We start from the raw sequence: 17,323 nt of genomic DNA on the forward strand, positions 1-17,323 counted from the left end.
AGGGGTGAGCGATGACCGAGCCGACGATCAGCTGGAACGACATTCTGGAAGTGGGGCAGGGCGGCCCCGGTTGCGGCCAGCTCTATATCAATGGCAAGCAGCCCAAGGGTGCGTTCCGCTATCTGCCGCCCGCGCTGTACCATGACGGCAAGGTCTATGCGTCGACCTTCGTTCCCGGCGGGTTCATCGTCGCCGAGATCGATCCGGTCACGCTGGTGCGGCGCGAAGTGACCGCGCGGCTGCCTTATGCCCGGCTCGAGGCGATCGAAGACGGCGAGATCGTCTATGTCAACCACCACGCCAGCGACAGCGTGTCGCGGGTTGCCATCCATCGCCCGCAACCCCTTTTCGCGCGGCTGACAGGGCGGTTCGGGAAGCGCTAAGCCTCCGCCGCGATTTTCCGCAGCGCGCGTTCGAAGGCTTGCGGGGGCTGGCCGCCCATGATCGCATATCGGTCGTTGATCACGATCGCGGGCACGGCATTGATGCCTTGGGCGTGCCAGTGGCGTTCCTCGGCGCGGACCTCCTCGGCATAGCGGCCCTCGGCCAGTACCGCGCGGGCCTCTACTGCATCGAGACCGACGTCGGCCGCGGCGCGCACCAGCACTTCGGCATCGGACACATTGCCGCCTTCGCTGAAATAGACCGCGAACAGCCGGTTCTTGAGCGCTGCCTGCAGCCCGAAGCTTTGCGCCCAGTGCAGCAGCCGGTGCGCGTCGAAGGTGTTGTAGATGCGGCTGTCCGCGGTCCCGGTCATCGCAAAGCCCAGTTCGGAGGCGCGCGCCTGAATCCCGGCGCGGTTCTTCGCCGATTGCTCCGGAGTCGCGCCATATTTCTCGGCGACATGTTCGACGATGTTCTGCCCCTCGGGCGGCATGGCGGGATTGAGCTCGAACGGGTGAAAAGTGATCGTCGGCGCGACCACGTCCGACGCGGCCTCGATCGCCTGTTCGAGCGCGCGCAGGCCGATGATGCACCACGGGCAGACCACGTCCGAAACGAAGTCGATCTTCATCGGCTTCGGCGTCATGCCGCGTCGGCGTCGCCGCGGTATTTGATCTCCAGAAACCGCCCGCGCGTTGCGAGGCTGTCGAGGTCGCCCTGCGCCAGATCGGCCGTCATCTCGCCGATCTCCGTCTCGATCAGCCGCAAGCCATCGAGCAATTGCGCGTCGGGCGTCTTCCCGTTACGCGGCACGGTGCGCAGTGGCTGCGGGACCCGCTTGTAATCGTCCACGAACTGCGGGAGCTGCTCGCTCACCAGCTTGCGGATCTCGGCCGCTGCCGGGGCATCGTCGGCGAGCCCGGCGAGCTGCGGCTTGAGCGTGTCGAGCCGCACCGCAATCGCATCAAGCAGCGGCACGGCGGGTGCGGGCAGCGCGCGGCGCTGCGCATCGAGCCAGCGCTCGGTCTGCGAGGGCAAGGCGGTCAGCGGCGCGTGGCGCAGCTTCTCCGGGCTGGGCGGCGGCGCGGTCGGCGCCATCGCCAGCACCAGCGTCGCGAGGATCATCAGCGCCATCACCCCGACCGCGCCGAGCAGCCCCAGCGGCCCGACCGCCAGCCCGATCACCACCGCCGCCACAAGGATGACGGCGTTCGCCGCCGCAATCCGCGTCAGCCGCCGCCCGACTTCGTTCACCTTCTGCCGCCGCCGCACCGGATCATAAAGCCCCGCCGCGCGATTGGCCGCGACCCTTGCGAGCAGATCGTCGACGCGCTGGTGGATGTCCTCGCTCTCGCTCATATCGCTTCCAGCTTGAACACGTCGCCGCCACCCTGGGCCGCACCCTCGGCGCGGGCGATATAGCCCTTCGACTTCTCGACTTCGGTCGACAGCGCGCCCACCGTCGTCTTCATGCTGTCGAGCGCCTTGAGCTTGAAGGTGTCGATCGCGTCCATCGTGTCATAGATGTTCTGGAACGCGCGCTGGAGCGTTTCGAGCGGGATCGTCGATGCCGCCGCCTGCTCGTGGATCGTCGCGGTCTGCGATTTGAGCAATTGCCCGGTCGATTCGATGATGTTCGCAGTCGTCGTGTTCAGCGCGGTGATCTGTTCGAGCACCAGCTTCTGATTGGTCATCGCTTGCGCGACCGTCACCGCCGTGCGCAGGGCGGAAACCGTGGTGGTCGACGCGCGATCGACCCCCTTCACCAGCTCGACATTGTTCTTCTTGACCAGATCGAGCGCCAGATAGCCCTGCACGGTCACCGCCATCTGCGTCAGCAGATCCTGCACGCGCTGGCGAACGTAGAACAGCGCGGTCTCACGGATCGCCTTGGCCTTGGCGGGGTCGGTGTGGTCGAGCTCGTTCGCCTTGTCCTCGAGCTTGGCGTCCATCGTCTTGGCGAGCAGGATCATCTGCTCGAGCCGCCCCATCGCTGTCCACAGATTGGCGCGTTCGGTGTCGATCGCGGCATTGTCCATCAGCAGCTCGTCCTTGCCGCTGGCGAGCGACTTCAGGATCGCTGCAATATGCGTCTGCGACGATTTGTAGCTGTCGAAATAATTGCGCATCGAATTGCCGAACGGAATGATCCCGAACAGCTTCTTGGGCGCCATCATCTTCTTGCCGGGATCGAGATCCTCGATCGTGCGACGAAGCTGCGCGAGATCGGCGCCGACCCCCGATTCCTGGTCCATCGCCCGCACGGGCCGGTCGAGAAAGCGGTTCGATTGCCCGGCCGCCTCGCGGATTTCGCGCTGCCCCATCGCGCTGATCGCATCGACGCGCTTGCCGAATTCGGGCGAGTTTACATCCTGCGCGACCAGATCGGCAATGAAGCTGTCGACCCGCTCGTCGAGCTTGGTGCGCGTGGCATCATCGACAGGGACAAGGCCCGCGGCCTTCTCGGGCGCGACGACGGGCACAGGATCGGGCGGGGTGAGCTTCAGCGTCTCGGTCACGGTTTCGGTCGCGGTCGCCATTCGATTCCCTCCACACCAGCCTGACGTCACCAATGGCGCCGATGCCGGTTCGGTTCAAGTGTGTCAGCTATGTAACACGGTCTGCGCTGCGTTCAAGCCGCGTCGCCACCCACGCCGACAGCATCAGCTGCATCTGGTGGTAGAGCAGCAGCGGCAGGATCGCCGCGCCCGCCACTCCTGGCGGAAACAGGATGCGGGCCATCGGCGCGCCGGTGGCGAGGCTCTTGTGCGCCCCCGCGAACAGCAATGTCGCGCGGTCGGCGGGCTTGAGGCCGAGCGCGGCGCCCACGCCCCAGGCGGCGGCGAACGCGCCGAGCAGTACCGCCGCTATCACCCCCGCCAGCTCGACCAGCGTCCCCGCGCTGATCCGCGCCCACAGCCCCTCGGTCGCGGCCTGCGCAAAGGCGACATAGACGGCGAGGACAATCGTCAGCTTGTCCATCATCCCCGCGAGCTTCGCGTGCCGCTCGACGGTCGGCAGCACCCGGCGTCGCAACACTTGCCCGAGCGCAAACGGCAGCAGCAGCAACATCGCGACCTTGCCGACCGCCTCCAGCGACACGCCGCCCATCGCCCCGCCGAGCAGCAGCGCGAACAGCAGCGGGGTCAGCACCACGCCGAGCAGGTTCGATGCCGCCGACGCGATCACCGATGCGGCGACATTGCCGCGCGCGATCGACGCATAGGCAATCGACGACTGCACCGTCGTCGGCAGCACGCCGAGAAAGACGAGGCCGAGCAAAATCTCGGGCGCGAGCCGCCCGCTCAGCGCCGCCCGCGCCACCATCATCGCTAGCGGGAACAGCGCATAGCCGAAGCCCAAAATCGCGAGCTGCAACCGCCAGTGCTTCGCCCCCGCCACAACCGCCGCCGGGCTCAGCCGCGCGCCGTGGAGGAAGAACAAAATGAAGATCGCCGCGTTCGATGCCCCGCCGATCGCCTCCAGCAGCGCGCCGGTCGCGGGCAACAGCGTCGCCACGACCAACGTCGCGACCAGAATCATGATGAAGCGGTCGGGCAGGAAGCGGCGCAGCAGGTCCATGACGGGCCAGCGCCTACGCCACTTCGGTCGTTCGCGCCAATGCGCCCGATACACCCTACCCATTTCGGGCTGTCGCCGTCGCTGCGCTTCACCTGATATTTACCGCAATCAGTCATGCGCGGGGTAAATCTGGGGCGGGGTAGGCGCGTGAAAGGCATTATTTTCAATTTGCTCGAAGAACAGGTGGTGACGCAGTTCGGCGACGGCACTTGGGACGATCTGCTCGACGACGCCGAACTGGATGGCGCCTATACCTCGCTTGGCAGCTATGACGACCGCGAGATCATGGCGCTGGTGGGTGCTGCGGCCGCCAAGCTCGACAAATCGCCCGCCGAAATTCTGCGCTGGTTCGGCAAGTCGGCGATCCCGGCGCTGGCGCTGCGCTTTCCGGCCTTTTTCGAAACGCCGAGCAACACGCGCAATTTCCTGCTGAGCGTCAACACCATCATCCACCCCGAAGTGCGCAAGCTCTATTCGGGGGCGGGCTGCCCGCATTTCCGCTTTCACCATGCAGGCGATGACGAGCTGGTGATCGGCTATTCGTCGCCGCGCAAGCTGTGCGCACTGGCCGAAGGGTTCATCGAAGGGACGGCGGCACATTATGGCGAGCAGGTGACGGTTGCGCACCGCGACTGCATGCACACCGGCGCCAGCGCCTGCCAGCTCGCGGTCCAATGGGTGTCCTGAAGCCAGAAGATTTCAGCGATGTCGCCGATCTCGCGCGCACGCTCGAGCGGCTGGAGCGGCGGCTGGCGCGCGAGCGTGCGGCCCGCGCCGAGGCCGAGGCGATCGCCGAAAACGGGCTGCGCGCGCTCTATCTGTCGCAGCAGCGGATCGACCTGCTCCAGCGTATCGCCGCCAAGGCCAATGAGGCCGCCGACGTCCGTGAGGCGCTGATCTATGCCATCACCGAGATTTGCGCGAGCAACGGCTGGGCATTCGGCAACGTCTTCCTGATCGACCCGGCCGACGGCGACAATCTGATCGCGTCGGACATCTGGTACGCGGCTGACCCCGCCGGGTTGATGCCCTTCATCGATGATTCGCTTGCGCGCCAGTTCCGCCGTGGTGAAGGGTTGCCGGGGCGCGTGCTCGACAGCCTGGCGCCGCTGTGGCTGAGCGACATCACCAAGGCCGCCAATTTCCCGCGCCGCGACGTCGCGCGCCAGTGCGGGCTCAATTCGGCCTTCGCCTTTCCGGTCCGCGTGCAGGATCAGGTGGCCGCGGTGATGGAATTCTTCGCCCGCGACAACCCGGCGGAAGACGCGAGTTTCCTTGCGCTGATGGGCCAGATTGGCACCCAATTGGGCCGCGTGATCGAACGCGAGCGCTTTGCCGCCAAGCTATTCTACGACGCACTCCACGATCCGCTGACCAACCTGCCCAACCGGGCATTGTTCCGCGATCGCGTCACACGCGCACTCGAACGGCGCGCGCGCCAGAGCGATTACCGCGTGGCGGTCCTGTTCCTCGATCTCGACGCGTTCAAGTTCATCAACGACAGCCTGGGCCATCAGGCGGGCGATGCGGTGCTCGTCGGCACCGCCGAACGGCTGAAGCGCGTGCTGGAACGCGGTGCCGCCGACCCGCAAGACCGCTGGCCCGAATGGACGCTCGCGCGGCTGGGCGGCGACGAATTCACGGTGCTGCTCGAAGGCTTCACCGATGAATGGCAGCCCAAGCGGATCGCGATGCGCCTGCTCGACGCGCTGACCGAAGCGCACCAGCTTTCCGGGTCGGAAATCCATAGCGCGGGCAGCATCGGGCTGGCCCATGCCGTGACACCGGGGGTGACCGCGCAGGATCTGATGCGCAAGGCCGATACCGCGATGTACGAGGCCAAGGCGCGCGGGCGCGGCCAGGTCGCGGTGTTCGACGCGGCATTGCGCCAGCGCGCGACGACGCGGCTCAACACCGAAAATGATCTGCGCGGGGCGCTTCGCCGCGGGGAGTTCCAGCTCTATTACCAGCCGATCGTCGATCTCGGCTCGGATCGGCTGGCGGGCTTCGAGGCCCTGCTGCGCTGGCAGCGGCGCCCTGGCGAAATCGTCTCGCCGGGCCAGTTCATCGACGTTGCCGAGGAAACCGGGCTGATCGTGATGATCGGCAACTGGGTACTGCGCGAAGCATGCGAAGCCACGGTCAAATGGCACCGCCGTTTCCCCGACCGTGCGCCGGTGACGATCAGCATCAACGTCTCGCCCCGCCAGTTCCTGCAGCCGGGCTTTGCCGACATTGTCCGCGATACGATTACCGAAATCGGCATTGCCCCCGATACGATCTCGCTCGAAATTACCGAGAGCATCGCGATCAGCAATCCCGACCGCGCCGTGCGCATCATGCGCCAGCTGCGCGATCTCGGCGTGCGGATCAGCCTCGACGATTTCGGCACCGGCTATTCATCGCTCGGGCATTTGCACCGCTATCCGTTCGACACGCTCAAGCTCGACCGCAGCTTCGTTGCCGAAATGGGCGGCGAGCGCGGCAAGATCGGCCGCGGCATCGTCCGTGCGGTGCTTGATCTGGCCGCGACGATGGAGCTGAAAGTAATCGCCGAGGGGCTGGAGACGCCGCATCAGCGCAGCGATCTGCGCGCGATGGGCTGTGCCTATGGCCAGGGATATTTCTATTCGCGCCCGGTCGATCGGGTCGCTGCGGGGATGCTGATCGCGCGCGATCGCTGAGCCAGCGCCGCGCGGCCCTTCCCGCCCCGCAACATTTACGCTATGCGCGCGGCCGATCCTTCATCCCGCAGACATATCAGGACCCTGTATGAGCCTCCGCAACGTGGCGATCATCGCCCACGTCGACCACGGCAAGACCACGCTTGTCGATCAGCTTTTCCGCCAGTCGGGCACCTTCCGCGACAATCAGCGCGTCGAGGAACGCGCGATGGATTCGAACGATCTCGAGAAGGAGCGCGGGATCACCATTCTCGCCAAGTGCACCTCGATCGAGTGGGACGATCACGCCGGGCATAAGACCCGCATCAACATCGTCGACACCCCCGGCCACGCCGATTTCGGCGGTGAGGTGGAGCGCATCCTGTCGATGGTCGACGGCGTGATCCTGCTGGTCGACGCCGCCGAAGGCGCGATGCCGCAGACCAAGTTCGTGACCGGCAAGGCGCTCGCATTGGGCCTTCGCCCGATCGTCGTCGTCAACAAGATCGACCGCAGCGACGCGCGCGCGCAGGAAGTGCTCGACGAAGTGTTCGACCTGTTCGTGTCGCTTGAGGCGAACGACGACCAGCTCGATTTTCCCGTACTCTTCGCCTCGGGCCGCAACGGCTATGCCGGTGACAATCCCGATGTCCGCGAAGGCACGCTGGCGCCGCTGTTCAACAAGATCGTCGAGCATGTGCCCGCGCCATCGGCCGATCCCGATGGCCCGTTCAAGTTTCTCGTCACGTTGCTCGACCGCGACAATTTCCTCGGCCGCATCCTGACCGGCCTCGTCTTCTCGGGCAGCGTCAAGACCAACATGCCGATCCACGCGCTCGACCCCGACGGCAAGGTCGTCGAGACCGGGCGCGCGTCGAAGATCATGGCGTTCCGCGGGCTCGAACGCGTGCCGGTGGACGAGGCGAATGCCGGCGACATCATCAGCCTTGCCGGGCTGACGGTTGCGACGGTGGCCAACACCATCGCCGACCCGAGCGTCACCGAGCCGCTGAAGGCGCAGGCGATCGACCCGCCGACATTGTCGATGCGCTTTGCGGTGAACGACAGCCCGATGGCGGGCCGCGAAGGCACCAAGGTGACGAGCCGCATGATCCGCGACCGGCTGTTCCGCGAGGCCGAATCGAACGTCGCGATCAAGGTCACCGAAAGCGACGACCGCGACAGCTACGAAGTCGCTGGCCGCGGCGAACTCCAGCTCGGCGTGCTGATCGAGACGATGCGCCGCGAAGGCTTCGAACTCAGCATCAGCCGCCCGCGCGTGCTGTTCAAGGAAGACGAAAACGGCCAGAAGACCGAGCCTTATGAAACCGTCATCATCGACGTCGACGAGGAATATTCGGGCACGGTCGTCGAGAAGATGAACCTGCGCAAGGCCGAGATGACCGACATGCGCCCCTCGGGCGGCGGCAAGACGCGCATCACCTTCAGCGCGCCGTCGCGTGGCATGATCGGCTATCACGGCGAATTCCTGTCGGACACGCGCGGCACCGGCATCATGAACCGGCTGTTCGAGAAATACGGCCCGCACAAGGGCAAGATCGAAGGCCGCAAGAACGGCGTGCTGATCTCGAACGGCGCGGGCGAGGCCAATGCCTATGCACTCGGCCCGCTCGAGGAACGCGGCATCATGATGGTCGCGCCGGGTGAGGCACTCTACGAAGGCATGATCATCGGCGAAAATGCGAAGACCGAAGATCTCGAAGTCAACCCGATGAAGGCCAAGCAGCTCACCAACTTCCGCGCGAGCGGCGGCAAGGACGACGCGATCCGCCTGACCCCGCCGTGGCGGCTGACGCTGGAACAGGCGATCGCCTATATCGACGACGACGAGCTGGTCGAAGTGACGCCCAAGTCGATCCGCCTGCGCAAGCGCTATCTCGACCCGAACGAGCGTAAGCGGATGAGCCGCGCAAAGGCGGCGTAAGTCAGCGGGCGGCGCCGATGCGCGCCGCCCATTCTTCCTCGCGCTGCGTGTAGGCTGACCGGCCCCGCGGCGCGTCCTCGGCCACCGCCGTGGTATAGAACGCCACTCCCTTGCCTGTCGCGGGATCGACCCATAGCCCGGACCTGAGCCCGTAAGCTTCGCCGGCATGGCCGATCCGGGTCTTGCCGTCGCCGAACGGGTCGTCGCGGCAGGCGGCGGGGCGGCCGGGCGCGCCAAGAATCATCACGCCCAGCCCGAATGCGCAGTAGAAGCCGCCCTCGATATCGCCGTTCTGGCCCTCGTAGCGCCATACCGTCTGCGTCATCGCGGCAAGGCTGGCGGCAGAGAGATAGCCGGGGCGGATGAGGGCATCGCCGATCCGGGCGAGGCCCGTGGGGGCGATCCGCATGCCCCCTTGCGGCGAAAAGAAGCCGCTGCTGTGCGTCAGGCGATATCGGGCGAGATCACAACTGCCGTCCTGTGCCGGGTTGCCGGGGCAGGCGGGCGGGCGGCCGTGCAGGTCGTCATAGGCGACCTCGCCCCCGGCGCGGTAGAGCACGACGGCGTGTCGCGCCGCCTCGGGGCCGCAGGTCGACCAGTTGAAACAGCCCGCGATCTTGAGGGGCTCGAACAGCTGATCGGCCATGATCCGGTCGAAGCGCGTGGCCGTAGCGCCTTCCATCACTGCGGCGACCAGCGGGTAGTTGAGATTGGCGTAGGCGAAATAGCCTGCACCGTGCGCGGCATCCCACGCGCCGGGCTCGGCCATGCGCGCGGCTAGGTCACCGTCGAGCGGAGTCACATAACCGGCCGCGTCGCGCACGCCGCTGGTATGCGACAGCAGTTGGCGCAGCGTGATCGGCGCATCGGGGAAAGCCGGGTTGCGCAGGCGCCAGCCGAGATAGGTCGAAACGTCGCGGTCGAGATCGAGCGTGCCGCGTTCGACCAGCCGCATCACCGCGAGCGCGACCGCGAGCTTGGAAATCGACGCGACCCGCACCGGATCATCGGCAGTGACGGGGCGGTGCGTCGCGCGGTCGGCTTCGCCCTCGGCGAGGCGCGCGACGATGCGGTCGCGCTCGAAACGCACCCCGGCTGAAGCGGGCAGCGGCGTGGCGGAGGCGAGCAGAAGCGCGAACATGGCCGCGCAGACTGGGCGAAGCGCGGGGTGCAATCAAGCGGCTTGAGCGGTGCCGCGCGGCGCCCTAAGCCTGCGGCCATGGCGGGGTATGAACTGCGCGAACGGGTGGACCTGCCCGACACGACGCTCGATCGCGCGGGGCTGGCGCTCGGCGCGGGCGGCCTGCTGGGCGGTGCGGTGTGGCTGCTGCTCGCGCTGGGGAGCGGGACGGCAACCGCGCTGGCGGTGACGACGGCCTTCATCCTCGGGACGGTGTTCACGACGCTCGGCATCGCGGCGGTCGGGGTGCCGGTGTGGCTGGTGCTGCACCTGAGTGGTCGCCGGCGGCTGCGGTACGCAGCGATGGCGGGGGCGGCGATCGGCTTTGGCCTGTTCCTGTTCGCGCAAACCTATGGCTTCGGGTTGCTCGACGCGCCGCCGAGCGATGGCAGCACGCTGCTCTATCGCTGGGCAAGCGCGGTCGCGACCAGCCTGTTGCTGGCGGGCGTGGCGACGGCGATCGCGACGGTGATGTGGGTGATCGCCTACCGCCCGCGGGGGTGAGCGATCAGGCTGGCCCGACCCGATAGGCGCACAGCTTGTTGCCCTCGGGATCGCGGAAATACGCACCGTAAAAGGCTTGCGGCCCTTCGTCGCCACGCAGCCCGGGCGGGCCATCGCAGCTGCCGCCGAGTTCGAGTGCCTTTGCGTGAAATGCATCGACCTTGGCACGCTCGTCGAAGGGGATTGCGAGCATGTTGCCATTGCCCGGCATGGCCGCCGCGCGGTTATATGGCCGGGTCACTGCGATCCCGGGCTTGTCCCAACCCATGCCCCATAGCGTGAAGCTGCCCGCCTCTTCGCCGAATTCCATGATGCGCGTGGCACCGATCGAGCCGAGCAGCCCATCGTAAAAGGCTCGCGCCTTGTCGACATCATTAGTGCCGAGCGTTGCATAGCCAATCATCGCATTCCTCTCCTTTGTCGTGTCAGGTCGGTTCGGGTGTCAGCAGCCGCCCAGCCGTCGCCCGGTGGTGAGTGACTTCATTGTCATCGACATCCGGCCGGACATGACCCCGGTCCCAGACACCGCATAGCTGGTCGGCGTGTAGGTCCCCTGCGAGACAACCCGCATCGTGCCGCCCGGGCGCGCGCAGACGAGTTCGCTCGCGATTTTGCCACCCGCAGCCGAATAGCGGACGAAGCGGCACGATTTATCGGCGTTCATCGCAGCTTGGGGGCCAGAGGCGGCCTGCTGCGGCGTGACGCAGCTGGTAACGACCACAGGGCGGCCCTTCATCGCGGCGGCGATGCCGGGAGGCGCGCCCTTTAGCTGGACGTCGAGAATCTCGACGCGGTTCTCCCACTTGCCGGGTTGGATGATTGGTCCCGGCGGCGCGGCGGCAACCGCCAGTAGAGCGACCGAAACCCCGATCATGAAGCGTGCCATCGACCCATCTCCCCCAGCCCAGAGCGACTCGGTACGCGCGTTGCTTATGGCGCGATAATCCCCATATGTTCCGCTGATGGCAATCCAGATTCGCACCAGCCTCGACGAGCCCGAAACCGGCCAGTCGTTCGTCCCGCATCGGCCCGAACGCCCGCCCAAGGCCGAAGGCGGCAAGCCGTTCCGGATCGTGTCGGATTATTCGCCCGCGGGCGACCAGCCGGTGGCGATTGCCGAGCTGGTCGAGCAGGCGCAGGCGGGCGAGCGCGACCAGGTGCTGCTCGGCGTGACGGGCTCGGGCAAGACCTTCACCATGGCCAAGGTGATCGAGACGCTGCAACGGCCCGCGCTGATCTTGGCGCCCAACAAGATTCTTGCCGCGCAGCTTTATGGCGAAATGAAGTCGTTCTTCCCCGAAAACGCGGTCGAATATTTCGTCAGCTATTACGATTACTACCAGCCCGAAGCCTATGTGCCGCGCTCCGACACCTATATCGAAAAGGAATCGTCGGTAAACGAAGCGATCGACCGGATGCGGCATTCGGCGACGCGGGCGCTGCTCGAACGCGACGATGTGATCATCGTAGCGTCGGTGTCGTGCCTTTACGGGATCGGCTCGGTCGAAACCTATTCGGCGATGATCTTCGACCTGAAAAAGGGGCAGACCGTCGATCAGCGCGAGATCGTGCGCAAGCTGGTGGCGCTCCAGTACAAGCGCAACGACGCGGCGTTTGCGCGCGGCAATTTCCGGGTGCGCGGCGACAATCTCGAGATTTTCCCGTCGCATTATGAGGACACCGCGTGGCGCGTGTCGTTCTTCGGCGACGACATCGAGGACATCGTCGAGTTCGATCCGCTGACCGGCAAGAAAGTCGCGAGCCTCAACTACGTCCGCGTCTATGCCAATTCGCACTATGTGACGCCGGGGCCGACGCTGAAGCAGGCGATGGAAGCGATCAAGTTCGAGCTCGCCGAGCGGCTGAAGGAGCTGGTCGCGGAAGGCAAATTGCTCGAAGCGCAACGGCTCGAACAGCGCACCAATTTCGATCTTGAGATGATCGCCGCGACCGGCAGTTGCGCAGGCATCGAGAATTACTCGCGCTTCCTGACCGGACGGATGCCGGGCGAGCCGCCACCGACCTTGTTCGAATATCTCCCCGACGATGCGCTGCTGTTCGTCGACGAAAGCCACGTCACCATCGGCCAGATCAACGGCATGTCGCGCGGCGACCACCGTCGCAAACTGACACTAGCCGAATATGGCTTTCGCTTGCCGTCGGCGATCGACAACCGCCCGCTGCGCTTCAACGAATGGGAAGCGATGCGGCCACAGACGACGTACGTCTCGGCGACGCCGGGTAGCTGGGAAATGGAGCAGACCGGCGGCGTGTTCGTCGAACAGGTGATCCGCCCGACCGGGCTGATCGACCCGCCGATCGAGATCAAGCCGGTCGAGGAGCAGGTCGACGACCTGATCAACGAAGCCCGCAAGACGGCGGCGCTCGGATACCGCACGCTGGTGACGACGCTGACCAAGCGGATGGCCGAGGACCTGACCGAATTCATGCACGAAGCGGGATTGAAGGTCCGCTACATGCATTCGGACGTCGAGACGCTGGAACGCATCGAGCTGATCCGCGACTTGCGGCTGGGCGTGTATGACGTGCTGGTCGGCATCAACCTGCTGCGCGAGGGGCTCGACATTCCCGAATGCGGGCTGGTCGCGATCCTCGACGCCGACAAGGAAGGCTTCCTGCGTAGCGAAACCTCGCTGATCCAGACCATCGGCCGTGCCGCCCGCAATGTCGACGGGCGGGTGATCCTCTATGCCGACCGGATCACCGGATCGATGGAGCGCGCGATGAACGAAACCGCGCGCCGCCGTGAGAAGCAGCTCGCGTACAATGCCGCGCACGGCATCACCCCGCAGACGATCCGCCGCAACATCGGCGACATCATCAAGGACGTGGCGAGCCGCGACCAGGTGACCGTCGAGATCGATGAGGACCGCCCGCACATGGTCGGCCACAATCTGCGCGCGTATATCGAGGAACTCGAGAAGAAGATGCGCGCGGCCGCGGCCGATCTGGAGTTCGAAGAAGCCGGGCGCCTGCGCGACGAAATCCGCGCGCTGGAGGCAGAGGAACTCGGCCTGCCCGAAGCCGAGCGCAAGGCGCCGGTGATGGGGCGGTCGAACGAGGGGAAACCGGGGACGAGGAAGACCCGCTACGGCAAGAGTCAGAAGATGCGCGCGGGTATGGCGGGGAGTTCGCGGCGAGGGCGTTAGGAGCAAACTTGAGGTTGACCGAATATAGTATTTTTCGGTCAGAAGAATTGGCCTGTCTTCATGGTTGGCTATCTGTACCATTTGGGTCATTAAAATGCTGGAGGGAGCATTCTATGATCCGCAGCTTTGCCCACCCACGAAGCTATGCCGTCTTTAACCGCCGCTCATGCGGAACTGGCGCGCGCCAATGACCAAGATCGGCAAACTTCACGCTTGGATCCTCGCGAACCCGCGTTCCTCAATCCCGTTTCCTGATTTCGAGCGGTTGGTCGTTGCGTTCGGTTTCGAGCTGCGCCGAACGACCGGGAGCCATCGCCAATATGCGCGGCCCGACATCCCTTACGTCGTCAACATTCAGCCGCGCGGCAAAGAGGCGAAGAGCTATCAAATTCAGCAATTCCTCGCTATATGCGATCAATATGCGTTGACACTGGACGACTGAATTGCCGCGCTATCACATCGAATTATTCTGGTATGAAGACGATGCATGCTGGGTTGCCAACGTGCCCGACCTGAAAACCTGTTCGGCGCACGGCGACACGCCGGAGGAAGCGCTGGCGGAAGTGCAGGTAGCGATGCAGGGGTGGCTCGAAGTCGCGAGAGATATGGGATTTCCGATCCCCGAACCGCGCTATCGACCTGCCGATCTAGCAAGCAAGTTCGCCGCCTAACCCAGCGTCAGATCCTCGCGCCCGACGCCATAATATTGCGCGACCCGGTCGGCATAGGCCTGGTCGAACTCCGGCGGACTGTTCGCCCAGCTCGGGCCGCCTTCGAGCACGCGGCGGTCGATGGTCACGACATAGCGGTCGCCGACCGGATCGTAGGACAGCAGCTCGAACGGCAGCGGATAGAACGCCTTGCCCAGTCCCAGAAAGCCGCCGATCGTCAGCACGACGTAAAGCGCCTCCCCGGTCCGCTTCTGGATCATATAGGCGTGGACATGGCCGATCTTGTCGCCGTCGCGGCTGTGCACCAGCATCGTGTCGGCGCGGTTCGACTGGATCAGCAATTGGGTGGCGTGGTCGGCGGCGGTCATCATGCTCTCCTGATGCCTGCTCAACCGGTGGCGTAACGAAGGGTTCCCCAGGGCGACCGCCGCCAAGCTATCGATCGAGCGAGCGCGCTGCGATGACGGCTTCGATGAAGTCGGCGCGCTCGGCGACCGAAGTCTTGGGCAAATCGACGATCGCATAGCCCAGCGCGGGGTAGCCATGCACAAGGCGATCATATTCGGCGGTCGCCGCTGCCAAGTCATGCCGACGATCGCTGTCGGTCGTGTAGATTTGCGGCCACGGCGGCGCCATGAAAACGGTCGGCGCGTAGCAGTGTTCGAGGACCAACGCACGGCGGGAACTATCGCCAGTCAGCGCCTCGAGCCCGAGAACGGCATCGATCAGGCCGCGATCAAAAAACGTCGGCGCGGGCCGCGTCAGGGCCTCGGCGCGATCGACCAGCGCCAGTTCAATCGCGCGCTCGAGGAAGCCGGCCAAATCCTCCCATGGCATCGGCCCGCCCTGCGCGATGATCCGGCGGCCGGGCTCGGCGGCGACATGATGGCCGCGACGGGCCAACTCGGCGATGATCGACGACTTGCCGCCGCCCGAGCAGCCCGAAATGACGAACAATCGATCACGCGCGGCCATCAATCCTCGGCGATCAGGCTGGTCCGTTTCGTGTCGGGCATCAGCGCGAAGCCCAGCGTTGCGAGCGCGATGATGGCGGTGACGTACCAGTAGAATACCGACTCCAGATGCGCGTTCTTCAGCCACAGCGCGACATATTCGGCAGTCCCGCCAAAGATCGTGTTGCCGATCGCATAGGGCAGCGCGACGCCCAAAGTGCGGACCGCGGGCGGGAAGAGCTCGGCCTTGATCAGCCCCGAAATCGATGTGTAGGCGCTCAGCAGCAGCAGCGGCACTAGCACAAGGCCGAACGCGGCCGCCGTCGACGTCGTCGCCGCGAGCGCGCTGAACACCGGCACCGATACCAGTATGCCGCCGATGCCGAACAGCAGCAGCATCGGCTTCCGCCCCACGCGGTCGGAGATCGCCCCGAACACCGGCTGCGCAACCATATAGGCGATCAGCGCCAGCGTCATGATCTCGGTCGCGGTCTGGCGGCCGAAGCCGCTCGTGTTGACCAGGAATTTCTGCATGTACGTCGTGTAGGCATAGAAGGCGCAGGACCCGCCGCCGCTGATCGCGACGACGATCAGGAATTCGCGTGGGTGCGCCATCCACAGGCTGCGCGCGGTCGATTTGGCGCGGCCCTTGTCGAGTTTTTCGAACGCTTCGGTCTCGGCGAGGTTGCGGCGCAAGACATAGACCAGCAGCGCGAGCGCCGCGCCGATCGCAAAGGCGATCCGCCAGCCCCAGGCTTCGAGTGCCGTTTCGTCGAGCAGCGCCTGCAGGATCAGCGTCACGCCGAGCGCCAGCAATTGCCCGCCGATCAGCGTGACATATTGGAAGCTCGCCCAGAAACCGCGGTTCCGGCGCGTCGCCATTTCAGAGAGGTAGGTGGCGCTCGCGCCATATTCGCCGCCGACCGACAGCCCCTGCAGCATCCGTGCGATCACCAGCAGCGTCGGCGCGAGCACGCCCGCCTGCGCATAGGTCGGCGCGACCGCAATCATCAGCGATCCGCCGCACATCAACCCCACCGACAACGCGAGCCCCGCCTTGCGCCCGTGGCGGTCGCCATAGCTCCCCATCACCCACGCGCCGATCGGCCGCATCAGAAATCCGACCGCGAAGATCGCCGCCGTGCTCAGCAGTTGCGCGGTCTGGTCGGTGCCCGGGAAAAAGCTCGGCGCGAAATAGATCGTCAGCGCCGAATAGGCGTACCAATCATACCATTCGACCAGATTGCCCGCCGATCCGCCGACGATTGCGGTCAGCCGCTTGCGATCCATGCTTCCTGCCATGGCGCTAACTTGCCGATGCGCGCGGTGAAGGGAAGCGCTTTGTCGGCCCGGCGGGTGCGGAAGCGGTTGAGCCTGCCCGGCGCTTCGCCCATAGCAAGGGCATGCGCTTCGTTACGCCCGCCCTTGCTCTCGTGCTGCTCGCCAGCGCTTGTGCCTCCGCGCCGCCGCCGCCGCCCGCGGTCGCCGCTGCGCCGGTCGCTGTGCCGGCGCCACCGCCTGCACCGATGCCGGTAGCTGCTCCGGCGACCCCGCGCGGCGACTGGCGCGACTGGCCATTGACGCCGGGGGATTGGGTGTACCGGCAGGACGCGCGCGGATCGATCGCACTGTTCGGGCGGCCCGGCAGCGACGCCGAAGTGACGCTGCGCTGCGACCGGGCAGCGGCGGTGCTCTATCTGTCGCGGCGCGGAACGGTGCCAGGCAATGCGCCGATGACAGTACGGACGACCAGCGCGGTGCGTACGCTCGCAACGCGCCCGACCGGCGGGTCACCTGCCTATGTCGCCGTGACGCTCGCAGTGCGCGATCCGTTGCTTGACGCAATGGGCTATAGCCGGGGGCGTTTCGTGATCGAACAGGCCGGGATGCCGGTGCTGGTGGTCCCTGCCTGGGCCGAAATCCTGCGGGTCGCAGAGGATTGTCGCGGTTAACGCGAGCGGTTCGGCCCGAGCCCGGCGCAGTCCTTATTATTGGGGCCAAAAGAAAATCATTACAAGGCTTGCATGTCCGAATCACATGATTCAAACAGGAGTCGCGCTCAGGCAGAGCGTATAGTTTCAACTGGCGAAAGGAGGTGATCCGATGTCTCATGGTTCAGCAATGGGGTCGGTTCAGTTCGTTCGGGGGACGCGCCGCTGATCCGCCGGGCCTGACGGGGGGTATCCTCCCCCAGTCAACGTTAAGGCCCACAGGATTGGCGGTCCGCATGGTCTCCCGGGCTGGAGCATCCGGCCGCTGACCATGTTAGGA

19 protein-coding genes are annotated in these 17,323 nt (G+C 65.6%); 9 read left to right on the top strand and 10 right to left on the bottom strand.

The genetic code is table 11. From position 1 onward, the window contains the following. The first annotated feature begins 11 nt into the window (after nucleotides 1–11). A complete protein-coding gene (locus AX672_RS00225) occupies nucleotides 12–383 on the top strand; it encodes a hypothetical protein (RefSeq protein WP_066646543.1) in 372 nt (123 codons plus the stop codon). On the opposite strand, the gene AX672_RS00230 is transcribed toward AX672_RS00225, so the two are convergent. The 4 genes from AX672_RS00230 to AX672_RS00245 all read right to left on the bottom strand — a co-directional run bounded on the left by AX672_RS00230 (nucleotide 380) and on the right by AX672_RS00245 (nucleotide 3,966). After that, nucleotides 380–1,030, bottom strand: coding sequence for a DsbA family oxidoreductase (locus tag AX672_RS00230; protein WP_066646544.1), 651 nt, complete (start codon nucleotides 1,028–1,030; stop codon nucleotides 380–382). The two genes, AX672_RS00225 and AX672_RS00230, sit on opposite strands and share 4 nt — an antisense overlap. Beyond that, a complete protein-coding gene (locus AX672_RS00235) occupies nucleotides 1,027–1,743 on the bottom strand; it encodes a hypothetical protein (protein WP_066646545.1) in 717 nt (238 codons plus the stop codon). Before AX672_RS00235 ends, AX672_RS00230 begins: the two co-directional genes overlap by 4 nt. Further along, nucleotides 1,740–2,924 (bottom strand): toxic anion resistance protein, encoded by a 1,185-nt coding sequence (locus AX672_RS00240; protein ID WP_066646546.1) that lies wholly within the window; start codon nucleotides 2,922–2,924, stop codon nucleotides 1,740–1,742. Before AX672_RS00240 ends, AX672_RS00235 begins: the two co-directional genes overlap by 4 nt. 67 nt (nucleotides 2,925–2,991) lie before the next feature. Next, complete coding sequence (locus AX672_RS00245) at nucleotides 2,992–3,966, bottom strand: bile acid:sodium symporter (RefSeq protein WP_066646547.1); 975 nt, start codon at nucleotides 3,964–3,966, stop codon at nucleotides 2,992–2,994. A 147-nt stretch (nucleotides 3,967–4,113) separates the two neighbouring features. On the opposite strand from AX672_RS00245, the gene AX672_RS00250 reads away from it, so the two are divergent. From AX672_RS00250 to typA, 3 genes are all read left to right on the top strand, one after another. Next, nucleotides 4,114–4,653, top strand: coding sequence for a heme NO-binding domain-containing protein (locus AX672_RS00250; RefSeq protein ID WP_066646558.1), 540 nt, complete (start codon nucleotides 4,114–4,116; stop codon nucleotides 4,651–4,653). After that, nucleotides 4,641–6,650 carry a putative bifunctional diguanylate cyclase/phosphodiesterase gene (locus AX672_RS00255; protein WP_066646560.1) on the top strand — a complete coding sequence of 670 codons (2,010 nt, stop codon included), beginning with the start codon at nucleotides 4,641–4,643 and terminating at the stop codon, nucleotides 6,648–6,650. Before AX672_RS00250 ends, AX672_RS00255 begins: the two co-directional genes overlap by 13 nt. Nucleotides 6,651–6,738: 88 nt before the next feature. Further along, the gene (typA, locus tag AX672_RS00260) at nucleotides 6,739–8,574 is read left to right on the top strand and encodes a translational GTPase TypA (protein WP_066646561.1); all 1,836 of its coding nucleotides are present in this window, start codon (nucleotides 6,739–6,741) and stop codon (nucleotides 8,572–8,574) included. 1 nt (nucleotide 8,575) lies between these two features. Here the strand turns inward: typA and AX672_RS00265 are convergent, their stop codons facing one another. Then, nucleotides 8,576–9,715: a serine hydrolase domain-containing protein gene (locus AX672_RS00265; protein WP_066646562.1), complete on the bottom strand. Its 1,140-nt coding sequence runs from the start codon at nucleotides 9,713–9,715 to the stop codon at nucleotides 8,576–8,578. Between the two features lie 78 nt (nucleotides 9,716–9,793). Here AX672_RS00265 and AX672_RS00270 point away from each other — a divergent pair, with 78 nt between their 5' ends. Further along, complete coding sequence (locus AX672_RS00270; RefSeq protein ID WP_066646565.1) at nucleotides 9,794–10,258, top strand: hypothetical protein; 465 nt, start codon at nucleotides 9,794–9,796, stop codon at nucleotides 10,256–10,258. A gap of 4 nt (nucleotides 10,259–10,262) precedes the next feature. On the opposite strand, the gene AX672_RS00275 is transcribed toward AX672_RS00270, so the two are convergent. Together AX672_RS00275 and AX672_RS00280 are read right to left on the bottom strand one after the other, a co-directional pair. Next, on the bottom strand, nucleotides 10,263–10,661 hold the full coding sequence (locus tag AX672_RS00275; protein ID WP_066646568.1) for a VOC family protein: 399 nt from the start codon (nucleotides 10,659–10,661) through the stop codon (nucleotides 10,263–10,265). Between the two features lie 39 nt (nucleotides 10,662–10,700). Further along, nucleotides 10,701–11,144, bottom strand: coding sequence for a DUF3617 domain-containing protein (locus tag AX672_RS00280; protein WP_066646569.1), 444 nt, complete (start codon nucleotides 11,142–11,144; stop codon nucleotides 10,701–10,703). A 76-nt stretch (nucleotides 11,145–11,220) separates the two neighbouring features. Between AX672_RS00280 and uvrB the strand changes: the two genes are divergently transcribed. The 3 genes from uvrB to AX672_RS00295 all read left to right on the top strand — a co-directional run bounded on the left by uvrB (nucleotide 11,221) and on the right by AX672_RS00295 (nucleotide 14,099). Then, nucleotides 11,221–13,428, top strand: coding sequence for an excinuclease ABC subunit UvrB (gene uvrB, locus AX672_RS00285; protein WP_066646571.1), 2,208 nt, complete (start codon nucleotides 11,221–11,223; stop codon nucleotides 13,426–13,428). 187 nt (nucleotides 13,429–13,615) lie between these two features. Continuing rightward, nucleotides 13,616–13,870, top strand: coding sequence for a type II toxin-antitoxin system HicA family toxin (locus AX672_RS00290; protein ID WP_066646572.1), 255 nt, complete (start codon nucleotides 13,616–13,618; stop codon nucleotides 13,868–13,870). Nucleotide 13,871: 1 nt separating this feature from the next. Beyond that, nucleotides 13,872–14,099 (top strand): type II toxin-antitoxin system HicB family antitoxin, encoded by a 228-nt coding sequence (locus AX672_RS00295; protein ID WP_066646573.1) that lies wholly within the window; start codon nucleotides 13,872–13,874, stop codon nucleotides 14,097–14,099. Here the strand turns inward: AX672_RS00295 and AX672_RS00300 are convergent. The 3 genes from AX672_RS00300 to AX672_RS00310 form a co-directional block, all read right to left on the bottom strand. Beyond that, nucleotides 14,096–14,467: a PRC-barrel domain-containing protein gene (locus AX672_RS00300; RefSeq protein WP_168727267.1), complete on the bottom strand. Its 372-nt coding sequence runs from the start codon at nucleotides 14,465–14,467 to the stop codon at nucleotides 14,096–14,098. The genes AX672_RS00295 and AX672_RS00300 overlap by 4 nt on opposite strands. A 67-nt stretch (nucleotides 14,468–14,534) precedes the next feature. Continuing rightward, nucleotides 14,535–15,074 carry an AAA family ATPase gene (locus AX672_RS00305; RefSeq protein WP_066646578.1) on the bottom strand — a complete coding sequence of 180 codons (540 nt, stop codon included), beginning with the start codon at nucleotides 15,072–15,074 and terminating at the stop codon, nucleotides 14,535–14,537. Then, complete coding sequence (locus tag AX672_RS00310) at nucleotides 15,074–16,354, bottom strand: MFS transporter (protein WP_066646588.1); 1,281 nt, start codon at nucleotides 16,352–16,354, stop codon at nucleotides 15,074–15,076. Before AX672_RS00310 ends, AX672_RS00305 begins: the two co-directional genes overlap by 1 nt. Before the next feature lie 101 nt (nucleotides 16,355–16,455). Between AX672_RS00310 and AX672_RS00315 the strand changes: the two genes are divergently transcribed. Beyond that, entirely contained in the window at nucleotides 16,456–17,004 is a 549-nt protein-coding gene (locus AX672_RS00315) for a hypothetical protein (protein WP_066646590.1), read from the top strand. Nucleotides 17,005–17,323 lie beyond the last annotated feature (319 nt).

It is taken from the genome of Sphingomonas sp. CCH10-B3 (assembly GCF_001556185.1).
Taxonomy (GTDB): domain Bacteria; phylum Pseudomonadota; class Alphaproteobacteria; order Sphingomonadales; family Sphingomonadaceae; genus Sphingomonas; species Sphingomonas aquatica.

Bases quoted from the DNA above. Each gene is read 5' to 3' on its own strand.
- AX672_RS00225 (WP_066646543.1), top strand. From the start codon at position 12: ATGACCGAGCCGACGATCAGCTGGAACGACATTCTGGAAGTGGGGCAG.
- AX672_RS00230 (WP_066646544.1), bottom strand. From the start codon at position 1,030: ATGACGCCGAAGCCGATGAAGATCGACTTCGTTTCGGACGTGGTCTGC.
- AX672_RS00235 (WP_066646545.1), bottom strand. From the start codon at position 1,743: ATGAGCGAGAGCGAGGACATCCACCAGCGCGTCGACGATCTGCTCGCA.
- AX672_RS00240 (WP_066646546.1), bottom strand. From the start codon at position 2,924: ATGGCGACCGCGACCGAAACCGTGACCGAGACGCTGAAGCTCACCCCG.
- AX672_RS00245 (WP_066646547.1), bottom strand. From the start codon at position 3,966: ATGGACCTGCTGCGCCGCTTCCTGCCCGACCGCTTCATCATGATTCTG.
- AX672_RS00255 (WP_066646560.1), top strand. From the start codon at position 4,641: ATGGGTGTCCTGAAGCCAGAAGATTTCAGCGATGTCGCCGATCTCGCG.
- typA (WP_066646561.1), top strand. From the start codon at position 6,739: ATGAGCCTCCGCAACGTGGCGATCATCGCCCACGTCGACCACGGCAAG.
- AX672_RS00265 (WP_066646562.1), bottom strand. From the start codon at position 9,715: ATGTTCGCGCTTCTGCTCGCCTCCGCCACGCCGCTGCCCGCTTCAGCC.
- AX672_RS00270 (WP_066646565.1), top strand. From the start codon at position 9,794: ATGGCGGGGTATGAACTGCGCGAACGGGTGGACCTGCCCGACACGACG.
- AX672_RS00275 (WP_066646568.1), bottom strand. From the start codon at position 10,661: ATGATTGGCTATGCAACGCTCGGCACTAATGATGTCGACAAGGCGCGA.
- AX672_RS00280 (WP_066646569.1), bottom strand. From the start codon at position 11,144: ATGGCACGCTTCATGATCGGGGTTTCGGTCGCTCTACTGGCGGTTGCC.
- uvrB (WP_066646571.1), top strand. From the start codon at position 11,221: ATGGCAATCCAGATTCGCACCAGCCTCGACGAGCCCGAAACCGGCCAG.
- AX672_RS00290 (WP_066646572.1), top strand. From the start codon at position 13,616: ATGACCAAGATCGGCAAACTTCACGCTTGGATCCTCGCGAACCCGCGT.
- AX672_RS00300 (WP_168727267.1), bottom strand. From the start codon at position 14,467: ATGACCGCCGCCGACCACGCCACCCAATTGCTGATCCAGTCGAACCGC.
- AX672_RS00305 (WP_066646578.1), bottom strand. From the start codon at position 15,074: ATGGCCGCGCGTGATCGATTGTTCGTCATTTCGGGCTGCTCGGGCGGC.
- AX672_RS00310 (WP_066646588.1), bottom strand. From the start codon at position 16,354: ATGGCAGGAAGCATGGATCGCAAGCGGCTGACCGCAATCGTCGGCGGA.
- AX672_RS00315 (WP_066646590.1), top strand. From the start codon at position 16,456: ATGCGCTTCGTTACGCCCGCCCTTGCTCTCGTGCTGCTCGCCAGCGCT.